Source organism: Arthrobacter sp. 01T419 (assembly GCF_056398865.1).
This window is the reverse complement of the sequence record NZ_JBFTQF010000005.1, coordinates 142,930-160,351: the sequence shown is the minus strand read 5'-3', so window position 1 is coordinate 160,351 and position 17,422 is coordinate 142,930. Positions and strand designations below refer to the sequence as shown.

Below are 17,422 nucleotides of genomic sequence, written 5' to 3'. Positions count from 1 at the left end.
TCATGCCACCTAGCCTTGGGCTACGGAGTACGACGGCGGCCGCCACCCGCTGCTCTCGGCCCAGGCATCCATGAGCGGCCAGGCTACCTCGGTAAACCACGGCTCCTTGGCCTCCGCGTACCCCAGCGTCCGGGGGTCGCCGGCGTGCACCTCGGCGAGCCGCTGTTTCAGGTCCGCATACATCTTCACGGCAACGGGGTTTGCACGGAGCCAATCCCGGAACAACAACGCGTAGCGCCAACCCGGGCTTCCGAGGACCCTCACATGGATGTTGACGGCCCGTCCGGGGTCCGCGTTGCAATGGAAGCGTTTTTGCCAGGCCGAGGGATCCAAGTCCGGCGGCTTGGGCGTGTCACGAGCGGAAGCCTCCCGCAACGGGAAACCGGCCTCGCCCAGAGCGGGAGCTATCCGGTCTGCCGCTTCCAGCGAGGGCACGGTGATTTGCAGATCGAGGATGTCTTTGGCGGGAAGCCCGGGTACAGCGGTTGACCCGATGTGGTCCGCGCCCAGCACTTCCGGAGATGCTTTCTGGATCCTGGCAAGAAGCCTTTCAGCCTGCAGCGGCCAGCTCGAGTCCGGGTCGGACAATACCGGGCCGCCGGATCGCGGTGCCGGACGACCCGCTGCAAGATTTCGGGCAAACGGCACCAAGCGCCCTTGCCACAAGATGTCCACGAGCGCCGTGACGTCTTCGACGCTTCCGGAGTTGTCCACCACGATGTCGGCTGCAACCAGCCGTTCGTCCCTGCTGGCTTGGGCGGCCATCCGCGACACTGCGTCCTCGACTGTCATGCCACGGATCTCCGTCATGCGCCGGAGGCGCTCCTCATCCGGCGCATCCACCACCAGCACCAAATGGAAGTTGATGCCCTGCCCGGTTTCGACCAGCAGCGGAATGTCTTGCACCACGACGTCCCCGGTTTTTGCCATGGCGAGCAGCTCGCCGGCCCGTTCCCTGACCAGTGGATGGATGATCGCGTTGAGCGCCTCGCGGCGATCCGGCTGAGCGAACACAATCGCACCGAGTCGTGCCCGGTCAAGGCGCCCGTCGGCGTCGAGGATGTCCTCACCAAACTCAGCCACGACGCGGGCAAGTCCGGGGGTACCCGGCTCAACGACCTCCCGGGCCAGCGCATCGGCGTCGATCAAGACGGCGCCCAACTCCCTGAGCCGGGCAGATACGAGTGATTTGCCGGAGGCGATGCCGCCTGTAAGTCCAATCTTCAACACCCCTCCACACTAGACTGGGTCGGTGGCAGATCAGGACGAAAGCCGGGCGACGGTGTATACAACGTTGGCGCTGGGTGACGATTTCCGCCACGAGCTCGAGATCAAGCGTTCGCGCTTCATCACCGTGCTGCGCCGCGCTTCCAACGAAGACGCCGCGCGTGCCTTGGTGGCAGAGCTCCGGAAGGAATTCCATGATGCCCGGCACCATTGCTCCGCTTTTGTCCTCGGACCGGATCGCGTCGTCCAGCGTTCCAACGACGACGGCGAGCCCTCCGGAACAGCCGGCGTCCCCATGCTCGAGGCGCTCATCAAACGGGAAACACGGCCCGGGGTGACCGACCTCAGCGATGTCAGTGCCGTCGTCGTGCGCTATTTCGGCGGGATCCTCCTGGGCGCCGGTGGGCTGGTCCGGGCCTATTCCGAGTCAGTCTCGGCTGCGCTTGACTCCGCTCCCCTGGTTCAGCGGCGACGCCTGCGGATTTGCGCCGTCGCTGTGGCCCACCGCGCTGCCGGGAGGCTGGAGAACGATCTGCGCTCCGCGGGCTACGTCATGGCTGAAACAAGCTACGAGCCCACCGAGACCGTGCTGCGCCTGGCCTTGCCTGACGATGCAACATCGATCGCCGACGCCGGCGAACGGCTGGCAGCCATGACCGGCGGCGCATCGGGACTCCAATTGCAGGGAACGGAATGGGTCGACGTCCCGGGTTGAACCCACATCCGCGGGACATGCCCTCCCCTGGGTCTCACCACTGGACATAACAGGTATATGCCCAGTCCTCGCTGCCAAGGATGCGCATGTCCCACGGAGACCTGGCAAGAAACTGGACATGTCCCCTCGGAACGTGGGCGCCGGGGACTCTGGAGTTAAAGAAAAAGCGGCTCCTGCGATTCGTAAATGAATCGCAGGAGCCGCTTTCATTCCAGCCCGGAAACCCGGGCCAGTGGCAATTAGTTGCCGGTCAGCTTCTCGCGCAGAGCGGCGAGGGCCTCGTCGGATGCCAGCGTGCCCGCGTTGGACTCGGCAGCAGCCGGCTCGGATGAGTAGCTGGTGGTGCCGGAGTCGCTCTCGCCGGAAGCGGCAGCAGCGGCGTCGTCAGCAGCGTGCTGGGAAACCTGCTTCTTGTGAGCTTCCCAACGTGCCTGGGCGTCAGCGTACTGCTGCTCCCAAGCGGCGCGCTGCGTCTCGTAGCCCTCGAGCCATTCGTTCGACTCGGGGTCGAAGCCCTCGGGGTACTTGTAGTTGCCCTCTTCGTCGTACTCAGCGGCCATACCGTACAGAGCCGGGTCGAACTCGGTGCTGTCAGCGTCAACGCCCTCGTTAGCCTGCTTGAGGGAGAGGGAGATGCGGCGACGCTCGAGGTCGATGTCGATGACCTTGACGAAGAGCTCGTCGCCAACGGAGACGACCTGCTCAGCAAGCTCAACGTGGCGGACAGCCAGCTCGGAGATGTGAACCAGACCCTCGATGCCGTCCTCAACGCGAACGAACGCACCGAACGGAACCAGCTTGGTGACCTTACCCGGAACAACCTGGCCGAGGGCGTGGGTGCGGGCGAAGGTCTGCCACGGGTCTTCCTGCGTGGCCTTGAGGGACAGGGACACGCGCTCGCGGTCCAGATCCACTTCGAGAACCTCGACGGTGACTTCCTGGCCAACCTCGACAACCTCGGACGGGTGGTCGATGTGCTTCCAGGACAGCTCGGAAACGTGAACCAGACCATCTACGCCGCCCAGGTCCACGAATGCACCGAAGTTGACGATGGAGGAAACGACGCCGGGGCGAACCTGGCCCTTTTCCAGCTTGTTAAGGAACGTGGAGCGGACCTCGGACTGGGTCTGCTCGAGCCATGCACGGCGGGAAAGAACAACGTTGTTGCGGTTCTTGTCCAGCTCGATGATCTTGGCTTCGATCTGCTGACCGATGTACGGAGCGAGGTCGCGGACGCGGCGCATCTCGACGAGGGACGCGGGCAGGAAGCCGCGCAGACCGATGTCGAGGATAAGGCCACCCTTGACAACCTCGATGACGGTACCGGTGACAACACCGTCTTCTTCCTTGACCTTCTCGATGTCGCCCCAGGCACGCTCGTACTGAGCACGCTTCTTGGAGAGGATCAGACGGCCTTCTTTGTCTTCCTTGGTGAGCACCAGGGCTTCGACCTGATCGCCAACGGAGACGACGTCCCCGGGGTCAACATCGTGCTTGATGGAAAGCTCGCGGGAAGGGATGACACCTTCGGTCTTGTAACCGATGTCGAGCAGAACTTCGTCGCGGTCGACCTTGACGACAATACCTTCGACGAGGTCTCCGTCGTTGAAGTATTTGATGGTGGCGTCGACAGCTGCGAGGAAGTCCTCAGCGGTACCGATGTCGTTGATCGCGACTACGGGGGTACCTGGCTTCTCGGTGGAGGTGATGGTCATGTAGTAGGGGCTCCGTTGTGGATAGAGTATCGGTCAGGCAAACCGCCCGCTTTCCGTTCCCGGTCCGCAGGACACGGCAAAACGCCGGGTCATCCTGAATTGTGGATTGTAAATTTACGCGCACGTAGTACGCGCCCGTTTATTCTAGTCGTTCGCCTCAAGGAGGGTCAAAGCGGCAGCGTGTCACCGAGCCGCGCGAACGTCACGCCTCGGTCCACTAAGCGTGGCAAAGCACGTTCATAGCCCTCCGCGGTGCCGCCGGCAGGTTGATTGAAGTGTGAGATCACGATCTGTCCTGCTCCTATCTTGCCCACCTCCGAAGCGACGACCGGCGCGGGGAAGGTCGCACCGCCGTCGCCGTTCACAGTGAAGTTCACCGGCACCAGTCCGACGGCGTGGGTGATCGCCGCGGCGACGTCGTCATAGTAGGCCGTCCCTGCCCGGAAGAAGCGGGGGGCTTTACCGAAAAGCTGCTCCATGACGTTCTGGTTGCCCATGATTTCGTCGTACACCTCACCCACGTTGGACGTGCCCGCGATGCCGTAGGCGGAACGCCCGCTGACGGACAGTGGTTGGTGCCGGAAGCCGTGGTTGGCCAACTCGAACAAAGGGTCGGCCGCGAGTTCGGCGGCCAGTCCGGGGTTGGCTTTGATCCAGCGTCCGTTCACGAACAACGTGGCGGGAACGTTGAGCCTCCGCAGCGTCTTGAGCAGGCGGTGATCGCATTCCGTTCCCCCGGGGCCACCACAAGCATCAAAAGTCAAGACCGCATGAGTGGAGGCCGTCTTCGTGACCACGCCAGCGACTCCGAGCCCCCATTCAACGGGCTTGCGTCCGGAGAATTCGGCTACGATCTGCGACTTCGACGGCGGAACCGGCCGCGTTTCGGGCACGACCGGATGGTGGCCGGCGGGCTCCACGACCGGTGTTGAAGCCTGGTCCGGACGGGGAGCTGGTGTGGCATCGGGTTGTTGGGCGCAGGCAGCCAGCCCGGCCGCCGTTAGACCGGCTGCAGCCAGCAACAATGACCGCCGGCCGGGCAAGGCCGATGGGCCGGCGGGGTTACCACCAGCTGGGAATTCCCCCATGGAATCCTTCTTCTGTTGTCGATCAGGCGGGTGAGGTTTTTTGCCTAGAAATGCGTCAGGCAGTGGGCTGGGCGTTCGACGGCGAACATCTGCTGGGCAGCCAATGTTGCGCCCGGCGCGTACTCGCGGATCCGGCCTGCCGAAGCCAAGGTTACAGGACTGACGGCACCCAAATAGACAGACCCCAGATCCGTGACGTCCATGCTCACGTCCGGGCTCAGGCCTTGGCTCCCACTGCGGGCGTCGCTGACGGTGACGACGCCGCCGTCGGACGCCAATTCCCAAATGCCTTCCGCAAAACCGAGCGCATCGCGGATCTCCAGCACCAAACGGCCATCGGCGCCGTAGCGGCGGGCTGACAAGGCTGCGGGGACATCGAGGACGCGCAACCACAACATGTCCCGGTAGTCGGACGACGTGACGCAGCGCCCGTCCACGAGCGCCCATGCCAGGGGGTCTTCCACCGGCGCGTCAGCCCAGGAGACCTGCTCTACGAGATCAATGCTTCCCAGGAATTGCCACAGTTCCAGGTACCCGGAGTCCGTCGCGGCCACAAGGTCCACGATTTCCACGGTGTATGGCTTCGTGTCCCAGCCGGCGAACTTGTAGGACACATAGCCGTCAATGGTGCCGTCCGGTGCGTAGTGGAGCGCACATTTGATGGCCTTGTCCTCGCTGCCGTCACGTTTCATGGCCCCGGACACGTGATGGCGGTAGGCGTCCTGCCGCACGATGGACCCCGGTGTCCGGTGGTGAACGCGTTCGAAAACCTCGGGCGCCAGTTCAAGGAGGACCCGGGGGTCCGCGATTTCCACCCGGCCCACGGGTTCGTGACGGACGCGGAACTTTGGACCGGTGTCCACCTTGATGCTCCGCTCAAAGGTTGCGACACCAAACCCAAAGCGACCGTAAATGGATGCCTCGGAAGCCGTCAGGGCTGCCATGGCGAATCCATCATCCTTGGCCGCGGCCAGATCTGCGGTCATCATCCTCCGCAGGAGGCCGTGGCGCCGATGCGTTCCGCGGACGGTGACAGCGGTGATCTGGCGCGTCCGCAGTTCTTGCCCAAAGCCAATATTCAGCTTGTTTTCCAGCGTTCCGAATGTTGCCACCGGAAAGCCAGGGTTGAGCGCGTGCAACGGTGGCGCGTCGTTGACGTAAACGCCGGTCAGCTCCCGGTTGTCCGCTTTGTACATCGCAAGAATCTTGTCGATGAGCTCATCGCTTCGTTGCTCGTCGTGGAATCCGAAGCCAACGGCTTGGAGCCAATCACGTGCTTGTCCGTAGTCCGGGTTCTCCTTGTCGACGGAACGAAAGCGCTTGACACTGTATTTTTCGTTTGTTTCCTTGGGATCAGCCACGTCCCGAGCCTAGCCAGACAGCATGGGGGCACGCCACCATATCGGCGGCGCGCCCCGTGCAAGCCTGCACCCAGGCCGGCGAGCCTGCTGCTAGTGTCCGGCGTCGTACCAACTGGAGCCGACGCCGAGCTGCACGTCCAGCGGCACCGAGAGCTGGGCTGCCGTCCCCATTTGTTCGGTCACGAGCTTTTCGACCGCTTCGCGTTCGCCGTGTGCTACCTCTAGCACGAGTTCGTCATGGACCTGCAGCAGCATCCGGGACTTCAGCCCCTGGCTGGTCAACTCGGCGGAAACGCCGAGCATGGCCCGCTTCATGAGGTCCGCGGCCGAACCTTGGATTGGGGAGTTCAGTGCAATGCGTTCGGCGATCTCCCGGTGCTGGCGGTCCGTGCTCGTCAGGTCCGGAAGATAGCGGCGGCGCCCTTCGATCGTGGCGGTGTAGCCATCGATCCTGGCCTGTTCCACTACGCCACGCAGGTAGTCGCGCACGGCGCCGAAGCGGTCGAAGTAGTCCTTCATGAGGGTCCGGGCTTCGTCCACGGAGATTTCCAGTTGCTTGGACAGGCCGAACGAGGTCAACCCATAGGCCAGCCCGTAGGACATGGCCTTGACCTTGGAGCGCATGGCACTGGTGACGTTTTCGGGTGCGACGTTGAAGATGTGCGAGCCCACATAGCGGTGCAGGTCCTCACCGTCCTTGTAGGCCTGGATGAGCCCCTCATCGCCCGAGAGGTGCGCCATGATGCGCATTTCGATCTGTGAATAGTCGGCCGACAACAGGCACTCGTAGCCTTCGCTGACGACGAAGATTCCGCGGACGCGCCTGCCTTCCTCACTGCGCACCGGGATGTTCTGCAGATTGGGATTGTTCGAGGAAATACGCCCCGTGGCGGCGACGTTCTGCGCGTACGTGGTGTGGATGCGACCGTCCTCCGCCACCGATTTCTTGAGGGTCTCCAGCATCTGGGCCAGTTTGGAGGATTCCCGGTGGGCCATGAGCTGCACCAGGAACTCGTGGCCGGTCTTCTCCAGGAGGGCCTTCAGCGAGGCGGCGTCCGTTGTGTAGCCCGACTTGATCTTCTTGGTTTTGGGCAGACCAAGCTCTTCGAAGAGGACCGTTTGCAGCTGCTTCGGCGAGCCAAGATTGACTTCGTGGCCGATCGCGGCAAACGCCTGATCCTGGGCATTGTCGATCACCTTGGCGAGGTCCGCGAGCTGTTCATTCAGGCGGTCCATCGAGATCGATATGCCCGAGAGTTCCATCTGGGCCAGAACCCGGGCGACCGGCAGTTCGAGCGTGGTCAGGAGTGCTTCAGCTTTGCGCTCGGCGAGCTCGCTTTCGAAGTGCTTGCTCAGCGCGCGTACGACGGCGGCCTGCTGGACGAGCGCGGTAGCCGCGGCGCCGTCCGGTCCGTCACCCAGTTCGAGTTCCAGCTGGCCGCTTTGTGTTGCGGCCGTGGTGACGGTAATCCTCAAATGGTGCTGGGCGAGCTCGGCGAGCTCGTAGCTGCGACGGTCCGGCTGAATCAGGTAACCGGAAATGGAGGTGTCATCCACCACGCCTTCCAAGCCCAGTCCGCGGTTGTGCAAGGCCTTCAGCGCGTCCTTGAACTCGTGCATGATCTTGGCCTCTTCGGGGTCGCGAAGCCACTTGGCCAGAACTGTCTCGGCCGCGGCATCCAGCGACGAAAGCTCGATGTAAGCGGCGTCGTTGGCGCGCACGATCGCGAGGGCATCAGCGTCGTCGCCAATCCGGCCCGAGACCAGTTGCACCGCGACGGCGGCGCGGCTCCCCGCACCGGCGGCGAAGAACTCCTCCAGCGCGGCGGCGTCTTCCAGAACTTTGTAGGCAGGGGCGTCGATGGTCTCCGGGGCTGCCCCGACCGTGTCGTCGCCATAGAGTGCGAACAGCCGCGGGCGGAGGGTCCTGAACTCGAGGGCGTCGAAGAGTGTATCGATCTCCTGGCGATTTGGACGCGGTTCCTCAAGTTCCGCGAGCGTCACAGGGAGCTCAAGGTCGCTTAGGAGCTGGTTGAGGCGGCGATTCCGCTTGACGGCGTCGATGTTTTCCCGGAGGGCTCCGCCGACTTTGCCGCCGATGGAATCCAGGTTCTCCAGGATCCCTTCCAGGCCGCCGTAGAGGTTGATCCACTTGGCTGCGGTCTTGGGGCCGACACCGGGAACGCCCGCTAGGTTGTCGGCGGACTCCCCTACCAGCGCGGCGAGATCGGAGTAGCGGGACGGGGGAACGAAGTACTTTTCTTCGATGGCTGCCGCGTCCATGCGAGGAATATTGGAAACACCCTGTTTCGGGTACAGGACGAACACGTTGTCCGTGATGAGCTGGAAAGCGTCACGGTCCCCTGAGACCAGGAGGACTTCGTAGCCTGCGGCCTCGCCCCGTGCCGCGAGTGTGGCGAGGATGTCGTCAGCCTCGTAGCCGGGCATCTTGATAGTCTTGATGCCCCACGCTTCCATGACTTGATCGATGAGATCGATCTGCCCGCGGAATTCCGACGGCGTCTCGTTGCGGCCAGCCTTGTATTCGCTGTACTCCGCCTTGCGGAAGGTCGTGTCGTCCGAGACATCGAAGGCCACGGCGACGTGGGTGGGCTTCTGATCCTTGATGAGGTTGATCAACATCGAGGTGAAGCCATGCACGGCGTTGGTGTGCTGGCCCGAGGAGGTGGCGAAGTTCTCTGCCGGAAGAGCATAGAACGCCCGGAATGCCATCGAGTGACCATCGAGGACCAGGAGCCTCGGCTTGCCACCTGCCACCGTGCCGGTAGTGGTTGCTGCAGGATCTGGCGCCGTTGCGGTGACTGTAGCCGTAGTCGCTGGGGTGTCGGTGGGAACTGAGTCCGGTTTGGTTGTTTCGCTCACAGGTGCCAGCCTAGTTGCCATGATGGACAATTTCACGCCGGGCCCGTTCACCGACGAACTCAATGCAGCCGGCGTTCCACAGGAGTTGCACGGTTGGCTCTCCCGCTACGGCGTGGGATCGCTCGTGACGAAGATGGGCATCAAATTTCTTGAAATGAGCCCTGAACGTACCGTCGCCACCATGCCGGTGGAAGGGAACACGCAAGTGGCGGGGATCCTCCACGGCGGAGCCCATGTGGTTCTCGCCGAGACCTTGGGCTCCTTCTCGGCAGCCCTGCATGCGGGAGCCGGACGCCACGTGGTGGGAATCGAGGTGGGCGCCACCCATCACCGCTCCGTAGCAAGTGGCCTGGTCACGGGCACATGCACCGCGATCCACCTGGGCGGTACGCTCGCCACTCACGAAATTGTCATGACCGATGAACACGGACGACGGCTGTCAACGGCCCGGATCACCAACATGATCCGGGAGAACAGGCACCACTGACTCAACGCCGCCCGGGGCAGCACGCCCGTTAGCAGCCCAGGGTCACCGCGCACGCGCTGGGAACCGGTAGCGCAGCTCCACCGCCGCTCCACCCAGGGTGCGGGACGAGACCAGCTCAAGCGGCGCCGTCGTGCTCTCCACGGGAAGCAGCCGCTTACCGGAGCCCAAAGCGACCGGGATAAGCGTGACAATCATCTCGTCCAGCAATCCCTCCTTGGCGAATTGGGCAACCAGGTTTCCACCGCCGACCAGCCACACGTTCTTGTCGCCGGCGTCGGCAAGCAGGTCCGGTGCGAACTCCTGGACTTCCCCACGCACGAACGTGACGTCCGCACCCGGTGGCGCGGCGTATTCGCGGTGGGTGAAGATCCAGCATGGAACACCCGGATAGGGCCATTTGCCCGGTTCGTGTTCCATGAGCCAGCGATAGGTCTGGCCGCCCATCACAATGCAGCCGATGCCGGCCATGAAGTCTTCGTAGCTCTCGGTGACGCCCTCGGCCTCTTCGAACTGGAGCAACCAGCCGAGATCGTCTTCGTTCGTGGCGATATATCCGTCAAGCGAGGACGCCACGTAATACTGGAAATCCGACATGGCCTTACCCTACTCATTCGGCCGATGGGTTCCCATACTCCACGCGCACGCTCGAATCATCGCGCAACACCACCACGCGGCCTTCCTTCAGCGTCCAGCCGTCGTTGAGCAGGAAGATCCGTCCGCCGCTCACCACAAGCAGCCGGAGCCCCGTGTACCGGTACAACGGCGCGGCCGCCGTCCCGGCGGTTTCTTCGTGGACATTGGGGGCGGTAACCGCCAGCCGTTCCTTGCTGTAAACGACGGCGGTCGGCAAGAGTTGGGAGCGTTCCTGATATTCGACGGCGGCGCCGCGCCCTAGTGCCTGGGCATAGTCCGACGTGCCCCAGAACAACAGGAGCGTGACAAGCACAAAGATGAAAGAACGTTCCAATGCGCGGGGTGTCACGGTGAGGCTGCGCCCCGGGCCCGCAGCAGCCCGGCGGCGCAGGCTCATGCCCCAGGCTCCCAGCAACAGCCCGCCTGCGATCATGTACGGCACATAGAGGAGGATCCGCTCCGGCTGCGAAATCGTCAAGACCCACATGACGGCGGCGAAAAGGAAGCCGAGCACCAGCAGTGCCGTCGCTGTCCTTCGAATGGCGGGCCGGAGGCGCCGGTCTGCCAACAGTTTGTCCACGCCGCGGTCCGCCATGAGCCATAGGAGTCCGATAAGGGCCAACCAGGCAAGAGGGCGGAACAGGGACTGGATGCTGCGCAAGATGAAGTCCTGGACGGTGTAGCCAAAGAGGCTCACGTCCAGCCCCATGGATTTTGCCTGCGCATCCGTGCGCGCCCAACCGAAATAGACCAGCAATGCCGTGGCTACGGTCAACGGCGGGCCGATCACCGAGAGCACGTCCAGCGTGCGCTGCCAGCGGGACTCGACCAGGACCATTTCCTGGTTGTTGGATTCCTGATTGGCGGATTCTTCGCTCACGGCGAGGCCGCGCCGCTTGGCGATGCTTGAGATGGTCCGGCTGTCGACGAGGGCCCCGCGGTAGGGCTGCCCGACGCTCCACCTGAGTCGTCGTAGAAGAACTGGGCCGCGCCGACCACGTCCAGAGTGTCAGAGATGGTGACTGTGAAGGAATTGTTGGCTGTGGCCGCCGGCGTCTTGAAATAGACCGGCGAGTAGTCGCCGGCGCTTCGGGTCTCGACTCCGGAATCGATGCCGTCGATCTTTAACGAGCTCACCCGGACGTAGTAACCATCCAGGCGCACCCAGGTCCCACCCGTGCGGGGTCCGCCCGGACGTTGCAGGCCGGGAACAGGATTGAGGTTTTCGTCCACCACCGTGAGGCCGCTCAGATGGCGGGGGCACGATTCCCCGACTCCTGGCTGAAGGGGAACTGCCGAGGCGGGGTTGCTCGCGTGGTAGTCCACCACGCGCCGCATTACAGCGACGATGGCCAACTCGAGGCATCGGTTTGCGGGAACTTCCGGCACTGCCGCAGTGGCCGTTGCCGCGGCTTGCCACGACTGGCCCGTGTTGACGCGCAGCGCATCACAGACGGCGGCAGCAGCCCGCCACACGTCCTTGAAGGTGGTGCCGTCGACGCCGTCGCGCAGCTTGTCGCAGTCTTTCCCCTGGGCGTAGAGATACATCCGCCCTTCCTGGGGATCATTTGGACCGATCGGACCAATCGGAACCCACCGCACCACAGGAGCCGCCGCTGGCGGCGGAACGTCCGGACCCGCAGGACCTCCCGGCACAAGGGTGGGTTCGACGACGGCGGTCGACGCAGAGGAGGCGGACACGGGGGCGCCGGATCCCCCGGAAGCGGCGGAGCCTTGCGCGGGGGCCGAATCCTGTGAAGGACCGGCGCAACCGCCCATGGCAAAAATAGCAGGAAGGAGCAGGAGTCCGAGGATTCGGTTCCGGGTCCCGTAGTTCATTTCAGCCCCCACCCGCCGAAGACGGCGTATCGGCCCCTGCCAACGGACCAATCAGCTTACGCAGCTACACAGCCGATTATTCTCCCGAATGGAGTTGACTGCCAGAGCCGGCGGGTGACGCTATTTGCTGAAGTACGGGACGATCAAATAGATCCCGAAAAGCACGGCGATGCCGCATGCCGCGAAACACAGATAGGCAAGGGACCGGACCATTGCCGGTGACTTCTGCCGGGCGTCGCCCGCGATGGCCGTGAGGCGAACGCCGAGCGAATACAGCACTACCAAGAGCACGGCCGCCACGAGGGTTGCCCCGGCCACCTGCACAAGATCCAACCACTTCATGCCTGGATGTCCTTACTCATGCTCTTGCTTGGACTCTGTTTTCTGGAGTTCTTCTTGCGGAAGCGGACAGCGGTGCCAGCTTCCTCGACTTCGACGGCGTTGTGGTGGCCCACGTGCGACTTCCTCGAGTAAATGAACATGTAGACGACGACGGCGGTGCCCACGACTGCCGCGATGACCACGCCGACAGTGCCGGTGCCAATGAGGAACGCAGTCAGGGCGCCAACGATGGCAGCGGCCGGGAGGGTGAAGAGCCATCCGGTGGCGATGCGCCCCACCGTGCCCCAACGCACAGTGGTGCCCTTACGTCCCAGTCCCGAGCCGATGACCGAGCCGGAGGCAACCTGGGTGGTGGACAGCGCGAAGCCGAGGTGCGAGGAAGCGAGGATGGCCGAGGCTGTGCTGGCCTCGGCGGAGAAGCCCTGGGCAGGCTTGACCTCGGTCAGCCCGGAACCCATGGTCCGTATGATGCGCCAGCCGCCGGCATAGGTGCCGATGGCGATGGCAAGTGCGCAGGCCCCGATGACCCAGAGCTGCGGGCCGCTGCCCGCCGGCTGCGTTCCAGCGGCGATCAGGACGAGGGTGATAATGCCCATGGTCTTTTGCGCGTCGTTGGTGCCGTGGGCCAGCGCGACGAGGCTGGAGGTGAAGATCTGGCCCGTACGGAATCCGCCGCGCTTCTGGGTCAGCTTGTCACCGGTTTCGGGGTCGTGCCGGGATGTCAGGGCGTAGGCGAGCCTGGTGCAAAGATAGGCCACGGCGCCGGCGAGCAGCGGTGAGAAGATGGCCGGAAGAATCACCTTTTGCAGCACGGTATCGAAGTTGACGGCGTGGAATCCGATGCCGACGATCGCCGCACCGATGAGGCCGCCAAAAAGCGCGTGCGAAGAACTGGACGGCAGCCCCTTGAGCCAAGTGAACATGTTCCACAGGACGGCCCCCATCAGCCCGGCGAAGATGATCTCCGGCGTGATGTGGATCCCGTCCGTGCCTTCGCGAATAAGGCCTCCAGAAATGGTCTTCGCCACTTCGGTCGACAGGAACGCTCCCACGAGGTTGAGGATCGCGGCCAGGGCAACAGCCGTCTTGGGCTTGATAGCGCCGGTAGCAATCGGGGTGGCCATTGCGTTCGCAGTGTCGTGGAACCCGTTGGTGAAGTCAAAAAATAAGGCCAGCGCTATGACAAGCGCGACCATGAAGGTGATTTCCACCTGGTGCCCAATCTGCAGAGTCGACGATGCGCAGTTCCACTTCCCCGGGCCTGCCTTGCACAGCACAGTTCAATAACTGTTCATCTGACTGTGCTGGCGGAATTAACTATGGCGGGCGTGAAACCTTAAGAATCGTACGTGCCATTGCCAGCATGGCCAAACATCGATTCAGCCGAGAAATTGCCGGACAGCCGCGATGTCGCTCCGTGACAAGCCGCGCCGCGGGTCCGGTGAGATCCAAAGCACCCGGTCACCAAGGAATTCCGCCCAAGAGCGGGCTGAGGCCTCTTGGGCCAACTGATCATCCATCCACACGAAGCGTTCGGCTCCGGACTCTTGGACGTCCTTTTGCAAAACGTCCAGCTTCCACCAATCCGCAGTCTCGTCCCAACCGTCACTGGTCAAGACGGGCCAATGTTCACCGTGGAGCCCGATTGCCGGACACAGGAACTCCGGGGCGAGCCGTTGCCACGTGGTCAGCCAGACAAATCTCGCTGCGGGATGTGCGGCCAGCTCATTGAGCTCGTCAACCAACTCGGCGGCGTAAATGACGTCCAGTATTCCGGCGTCGGCGATTTTCCATTCAGTACCCCAATCGGTGAAGCCCAAGGGACCAAAGGGGTTCACGACACCATCGACGTCAAGATACAGCGTAACAATGCTCACACAGCCCCCTCCCGGACTTGGCGATAAGCCCAGCGTAGGCCAAAGGAGCGGCGACCCGGCGGTCCGAATCAAGGAACACTCAAGGCAATTCACTATCTTGACGTCCGTCACAAAACTGATACGCTCAAGGCATGGAAAACCGCATCGGCCACTCCGCCGGCCACTCCGCCCAAAGCATCAGGCACCTCGAAGATTCGGTCCGCACCGATTTCAGCCAAGCCATGTCCTACGGCGGGTACCTGGACCTTGACCGCCTGCTGACAGCCCAGCACCCATTGAGTACCCCGGAACACCATGACGAAATGTTGTTCATCATCCAGCATCAAACCAGTGAACTGTGGCTCAAGCTCATCCTCCATGAACTCCTTGAAGCCCGCCGGCTCCTTGATGCGGACAACCTCGCCAAGGCCCTCAAATGCATCGCACGGGTCAAAGCGATCCAGCGGACCATGACTGAGCAGTGGTCTGTCCTGGGCACACTCACTCCTCGTGAGTACTCAGAATTCCGGCGATTCCTGGGCAGTTCCTCGGGTTTCCAGTCCCACCAGTACCGCGGCGTCGAGTTCCTGCTGGGCAACAAGAACCGCGACATGCTCCGGGTCTTCGAAAGTGATCCCGCCGCGCACAGCCAGCTCAGCACTCTCCTCGAGGAGCCGACGCTCTACGATGCCTTCCTCGCGGTACTGGCGCGGGCCGGCTATGCGGTTCCCGCCGACATCCTGGAGCGCGACACTAGCGAACCGTGGACGTTCCACAAGGACCTTGTCCCCGTCTTCCAGGAGATCTACGAATCGGAAGCCACCCCGTGGGGCTTCTATGAGGCATGCGAAGACCTCGTAGACATCGAAGACAATTTCCATGCCTGGCGTTTCCGCCATTTGCGCACGGTGCAACGGACCATCGGATTCAAGGTGGGCACGGGAGGCTCCTCCGGCGTCGATTTCCTCAAGCGCGCACTTGACCTGACATTCTTCCCGGAGCTTTACGCCGTCCGCACCGAGATCGGCAACTGAACAGCAATTCAACGCAAACCGGCACTTCCAGCAACCCCATCAGTTTTCTTCAGGAGAGACATGAATAGCGTGCAGCAAACGCAACGGCCGACGTCGGCCGAACTCGACGCCGCAGATCCCCTCGCAGAGCAGCGCGAGGCTTTCTTCGCCCCCCAGGATGGGCAGCTCGCCGCCTATCTCGACGGCAACTCGCTCGGCCGCCCGCTCAAGGCCACCTCGGCGAAGCTGGCTTCATTCGTCCAGGACGCGTGGGGCAGCCGCCTCATCCGGGGCTGGGACGAACAGTGGATGGACGAGCCCACGAGGGTCGGCGACCGGATCGGCGCCGTCACGCTGGGCGCGGCCGCCGGCCAGGTCACGGTCGGAGATTCCACCTCCGTCATGCTCTACAAGCTCATCCGGGCCGCAGTGGATGCACAGCCGGGCCGCGACGAGATCGTGGTTGACCGCGACAACTTCCCCACCGACCGTTTCATCATCGAAGGCATCGCGGCGGAAAAGGGCGCCACCATCAAGTGGGTCGCCGCCAACCCGGCCAGCGGCGTCCGGACCACGGACCTTGAAGGGCTGCTCAGCGAGCGGACCGCCGTCGTCGTCCTCAGCCATGTAGCGTACCGTTCCGGCTTCCTTGCAGATGCGGAGGCGATCACCACGTTGGTGAAGGACGCCGGTGCGCTCATGCTCTGGGACCTGTGCCACTCAGTAGGCTCAGTGCCCCTCGAACTGGATGCTTGGGGCGTTGACCTCGCAGTCGGTTGCACGTACAAGTACCTCAATGGCGGGCCGGGTTCCCCCGCGTTCGCGTATGTCAATGCTGCGCAGCAGGACCGCCTGCAGCAGCCTATTTGGGGCTGGATGGGCGCCGACAACCCCTTCGGCATGACGGAAAGCTACACGCCCGCCAAGGGGATCCGCCGATTCATCACCGGCACTCCCCCGGTACTGGCGATGCAGCCGCTCAAAGACATGGTGGAGCTCATTGCGTCCGTCGGGATGGATGCCGTGCGGGAGAAGTCCATCAAGCTCACCGAATACGCAGTTGCTTTGGCCGAGGACATGCTGGTCCCCCTCGGCGCTGAGATCGTCAGCCCGCGCAACACCGCAGAGCGTGGCTCGCACATCACCGTGGACCATCCCCTCTTCGGCGAGGTCACCCAGAAACTCTGGGAGCGGGGAGTCATCCCGGACTTCCGTCCGCCGCACGGACTACGCATCGGCCTCTCGCCGCTGAGCACCAGCTATGCCGAGGTTGAGCTGGGTATGATCGCCATCCGGGACGCCCTCGCCGAGCTCTTGTGAGTGCTGTCCTTGACGACATGGACTCCCGGCCAGGGAGCACCACGTCGCTGCTACGCACGGTGATCGGCCTGTACTTGCGCGACGCCGGCGGATGGATGTCCACCAGGCACATCATCGCCCTCATGGAGGCCCTCGGAGTCACCGCAGCTGTGACCCGGACGGCCTTGTCCCGGTTGAAAAAGAAGGACATCGTGCTCCCCCGGCTGTGTCAGGGTGTCCCCGGCTTCGCCATCACCGACGGCGCCGCGGCCATGCTTGCCCGCGGCGACCGCCGGATCTACCACCCCCGGCTCATGTCGTCCGGGGACCGTTGGTGCCTCGTGTCCTTTTCCATTCCGGAAACCGAGCGCGAAAAGCGGCACCAATTACGGCGCAGGCTCCACTGGATTGGCTGCGGCACAGTGGCAGCGGGGCTGTGGATCTGCCCGGATTCCCTGCGCGACGAAGTGGAGGAGATCCTCGAGGACCTTGAGGTGCGGGGCATGGCCACAGTGTTCGTCACGGATGCTCCCTTGGTTGGCGGCAGCCTCCGCGATGCTGCCTCCGCTTGGTGGGATCTGGACGCAGTGGCGGAACTGCATCGCGACTTCATCCGGCGCCATGGTTCCGCGGCCGACGGCAATAGTTTGGTCACGAGCCTGGCTGCGGGTTCCGATGGGACTCGCCCGACGATGGGGGCTTCTCCGGAGGCTTCGGCCGAAACCTTCGCCAGTTATGTCCGCTGCATCGACCGCTGGCGGATCATCCCGTATCTGGACCCAGGCCTGCCAGCCGAATTCCTGCCTGAGGATTGGCCCGGATTGGAAGGGATCGCTGTGTTTCAGCACATAGGAACCGCGTATTCCAAGCCGAGCGCGGCATTCGTCCAGGCGACGTTGGAAGCGTAGCCGGGACTGCCTGAGCGCTGGAACCCCGTGATCACCCCGGGCACCAGGAGTAGTCT

The 17,422-nt window shown here is 63.3% G+C and carries 16 protein-coding genes; 5 read left to right on the top strand and 11 right to left on the bottom strand.

What is annotated here, in order from left to right; all coding sequences use genetic code 11:
* Positions 1-9: 9 nt before the first annotated feature.
* The gene (gene coaE / locus AC1DLO_RS09805; RefSeq protein WP_476889852.1) at positions 10-1,230 is read right to left on the bottom strand and encodes a dephospho-CoA kinase; all 1,221 of its coding nucleotides are present in this window, start codon (positions 1,228-1,230) and stop codon (positions 10-12) included.
* 22 nt (positions 1,231-1,252) lie between these two features.
* Here coaE and AC1DLO_RS09800 point away from each other — a divergent pair, with 22 nt between their 5' ends.
* The gene (locus tag AC1DLO_RS09800) at positions 1,253-1,942 is read left to right on the top strand and encodes an IMPACT family protein (RefSeq protein ID WP_476889853.1); all 690 of its coding nucleotides are present in this window, start codon (positions 1,253-1,255) and stop codon (positions 1,940-1,942) included.
* A gap of 239 nt (positions 1,943-2,181) precedes the next feature.
* Here the strand turns inward: AC1DLO_RS09800 and rpsA are convergent, their stop codons facing one another.
* The 4 genes from rpsA to polA all read right to left on the bottom strand — a co-directional run bounded on the left by rpsA (position 2,182) and on the right by polA (position 8,839).
* Entirely contained in the window at positions 2,182-3,657 is a 1,476-nt protein-coding gene (gene rpsA / locus AC1DLO_RS09795; RefSeq protein ID WP_284752754.1) for a 30S ribosomal protein S1, read from the bottom strand.
* Positions 3,658-3,824: 167 nt separating this feature from the next.
* On the bottom strand, positions 3,825-4,745 hold the full coding sequence (locus tag AC1DLO_RS09790) for a polysaccharide deacetylase family protein (protein ID WP_476889854.1): 921 nt from the start codon (positions 4,743-4,745) through the stop codon (positions 3,825-3,827).
* A 44-nt stretch (positions 4,746-4,789) separates the two neighbouring features.
* Entirely contained in the window at positions 4,790-6,106 is a 1,317-nt protein-coding gene (locus AC1DLO_RS09785; RefSeq protein WP_476889855.1) for a GNAT family N-acetyltransferase, read from the bottom strand.
* A gap of 90 nt (positions 6,107-6,196) precedes the next feature.
* Entirely contained in the window at positions 6,197-8,839 is a 2,643-nt protein-coding gene (gene polA, locus AC1DLO_RS09780) for a DNA polymerase I (protein ID WP_476889976.1), read from the bottom strand.
* Between the two features lie 169 nt (positions 8,840-9,008).
* Between polA and AC1DLO_RS09775 the strand changes: the two genes are divergently transcribed.
* Positions 9,009-9,476 carry a hotdog fold thioesterase gene (locus AC1DLO_RS09775; RefSeq protein ID WP_476889856.1) on the top strand — a complete coding sequence of 156 codons (468 nt, stop codon included), beginning with the start codon at positions 9,009-9,011 and terminating at the stop codon, positions 9,474-9,476.
* Between the two features lie 42 nt (positions 9,477-9,518).
* Here AC1DLO_RS09775 and AC1DLO_RS09770 read toward each other — a convergent pair whose 3' ends face one another.
* The 6 genes from AC1DLO_RS09770 to AC1DLO_RS09745 form a co-directional block, all read right to left on the bottom strand.
* Positions 9,519-10,070, bottom strand: a complete 552-nt coding sequence (locus tag AC1DLO_RS09770; protein ID WP_476889857.1) for a dihydrofolate reductase family protein — start codon at positions 10,068-10,070, stop codon at positions 9,519-9,521.
* Between the two features lie 13 nt (positions 10,071-10,083).
* The gene (locus tag AC1DLO_RS09765; RefSeq protein ID WP_476889858.1) at positions 10,084-10,989 is read right to left on the bottom strand and encodes a hypothetical protein; all 906 of its coding nucleotides are present in this window, start codon (positions 10,987-10,989) and stop codon (positions 10,084-10,086) included.
* Positions 10,986-11,948, bottom strand: coding sequence for a hypothetical protein (locus tag AC1DLO_RS09760; RefSeq protein WP_476889859.1), 963 nt, complete (start codon positions 11,946-11,948; stop codon positions 10,986-10,988). Before AC1DLO_RS09760 ends, AC1DLO_RS09765 begins: the two co-directional genes overlap by 4 nt.
* A gap of 120 nt (positions 11,949-12,068) precedes the next feature.
* Positions 12,069-12,290, bottom strand: a complete 222-nt coding sequence (locus AC1DLO_RS09755; protein ID WP_476889860.1) for a hypothetical protein — start codon at positions 12,288-12,290, stop codon at positions 12,069-12,071.
* Positions 12,287-13,501 carry an inorganic phosphate transporter gene (locus AC1DLO_RS09750; RefSeq protein WP_476889861.1) on the bottom strand — a complete coding sequence of 405 codons (1,215 nt, stop codon included), beginning with the start codon at positions 13,499-13,501 and terminating at the stop codon, positions 12,287-12,289. The genes AC1DLO_RS09755 and AC1DLO_RS09750 overlap by 4 nt, the downstream gene beginning before the upstream one ends.
* Before the next feature lie 168 nt (positions 13,502-13,669).
* Complete coding sequence (locus AC1DLO_RS09745) at positions 13,670-14,167, bottom strand: HAD domain-containing protein (RefSeq protein WP_476889862.1); 498 nt, start codon at positions 14,165-14,167, stop codon at positions 13,670-13,672.
* A 131-nt stretch (positions 14,168-14,298) separates the two neighbouring features.
* Here AC1DLO_RS09745 and kynA point away from each other — a divergent pair, with 131 nt between their 5' ends.
* From kynA to AC1DLO_RS09730, 3 genes are read left to right on the top strand one after another with little or no spacing between them, the layout of a single operon-like run.
* Positions 14,299-15,180 carry a tryptophan 2,3-dioxygenase gene (gene kynA / locus AC1DLO_RS09740; protein ID WP_476889863.1) on the top strand — a complete coding sequence of 294 codons (882 nt, stop codon included), beginning with the start codon at positions 14,299-14,301 and terminating at the stop codon, positions 15,178-15,180.
* A 60-nt stretch (positions 15,181-15,240) separates the two neighbouring features.
* Positions 15,241-16,479, top strand: a complete 1,239-nt coding sequence (gene kynU / locus AC1DLO_RS09735; RefSeq protein ID WP_476889864.1) for a kynureninase — start codon at positions 15,241-15,243, stop codon at positions 16,477-16,479.
* Complete coding sequence (locus tag AC1DLO_RS09730; RefSeq protein ID WP_476889865.1) at positions 16,476-17,366, top strand: PaaX family transcriptional regulator; 891 nt, start codon at positions 16,476-16,478, stop codon at positions 17,364-17,366. The genes kynU and AC1DLO_RS09730 overlap by 4 nt, the downstream gene beginning before the upstream one ends.
* Positions 17,367-17,422 lie beyond the last annotated feature (56 nt).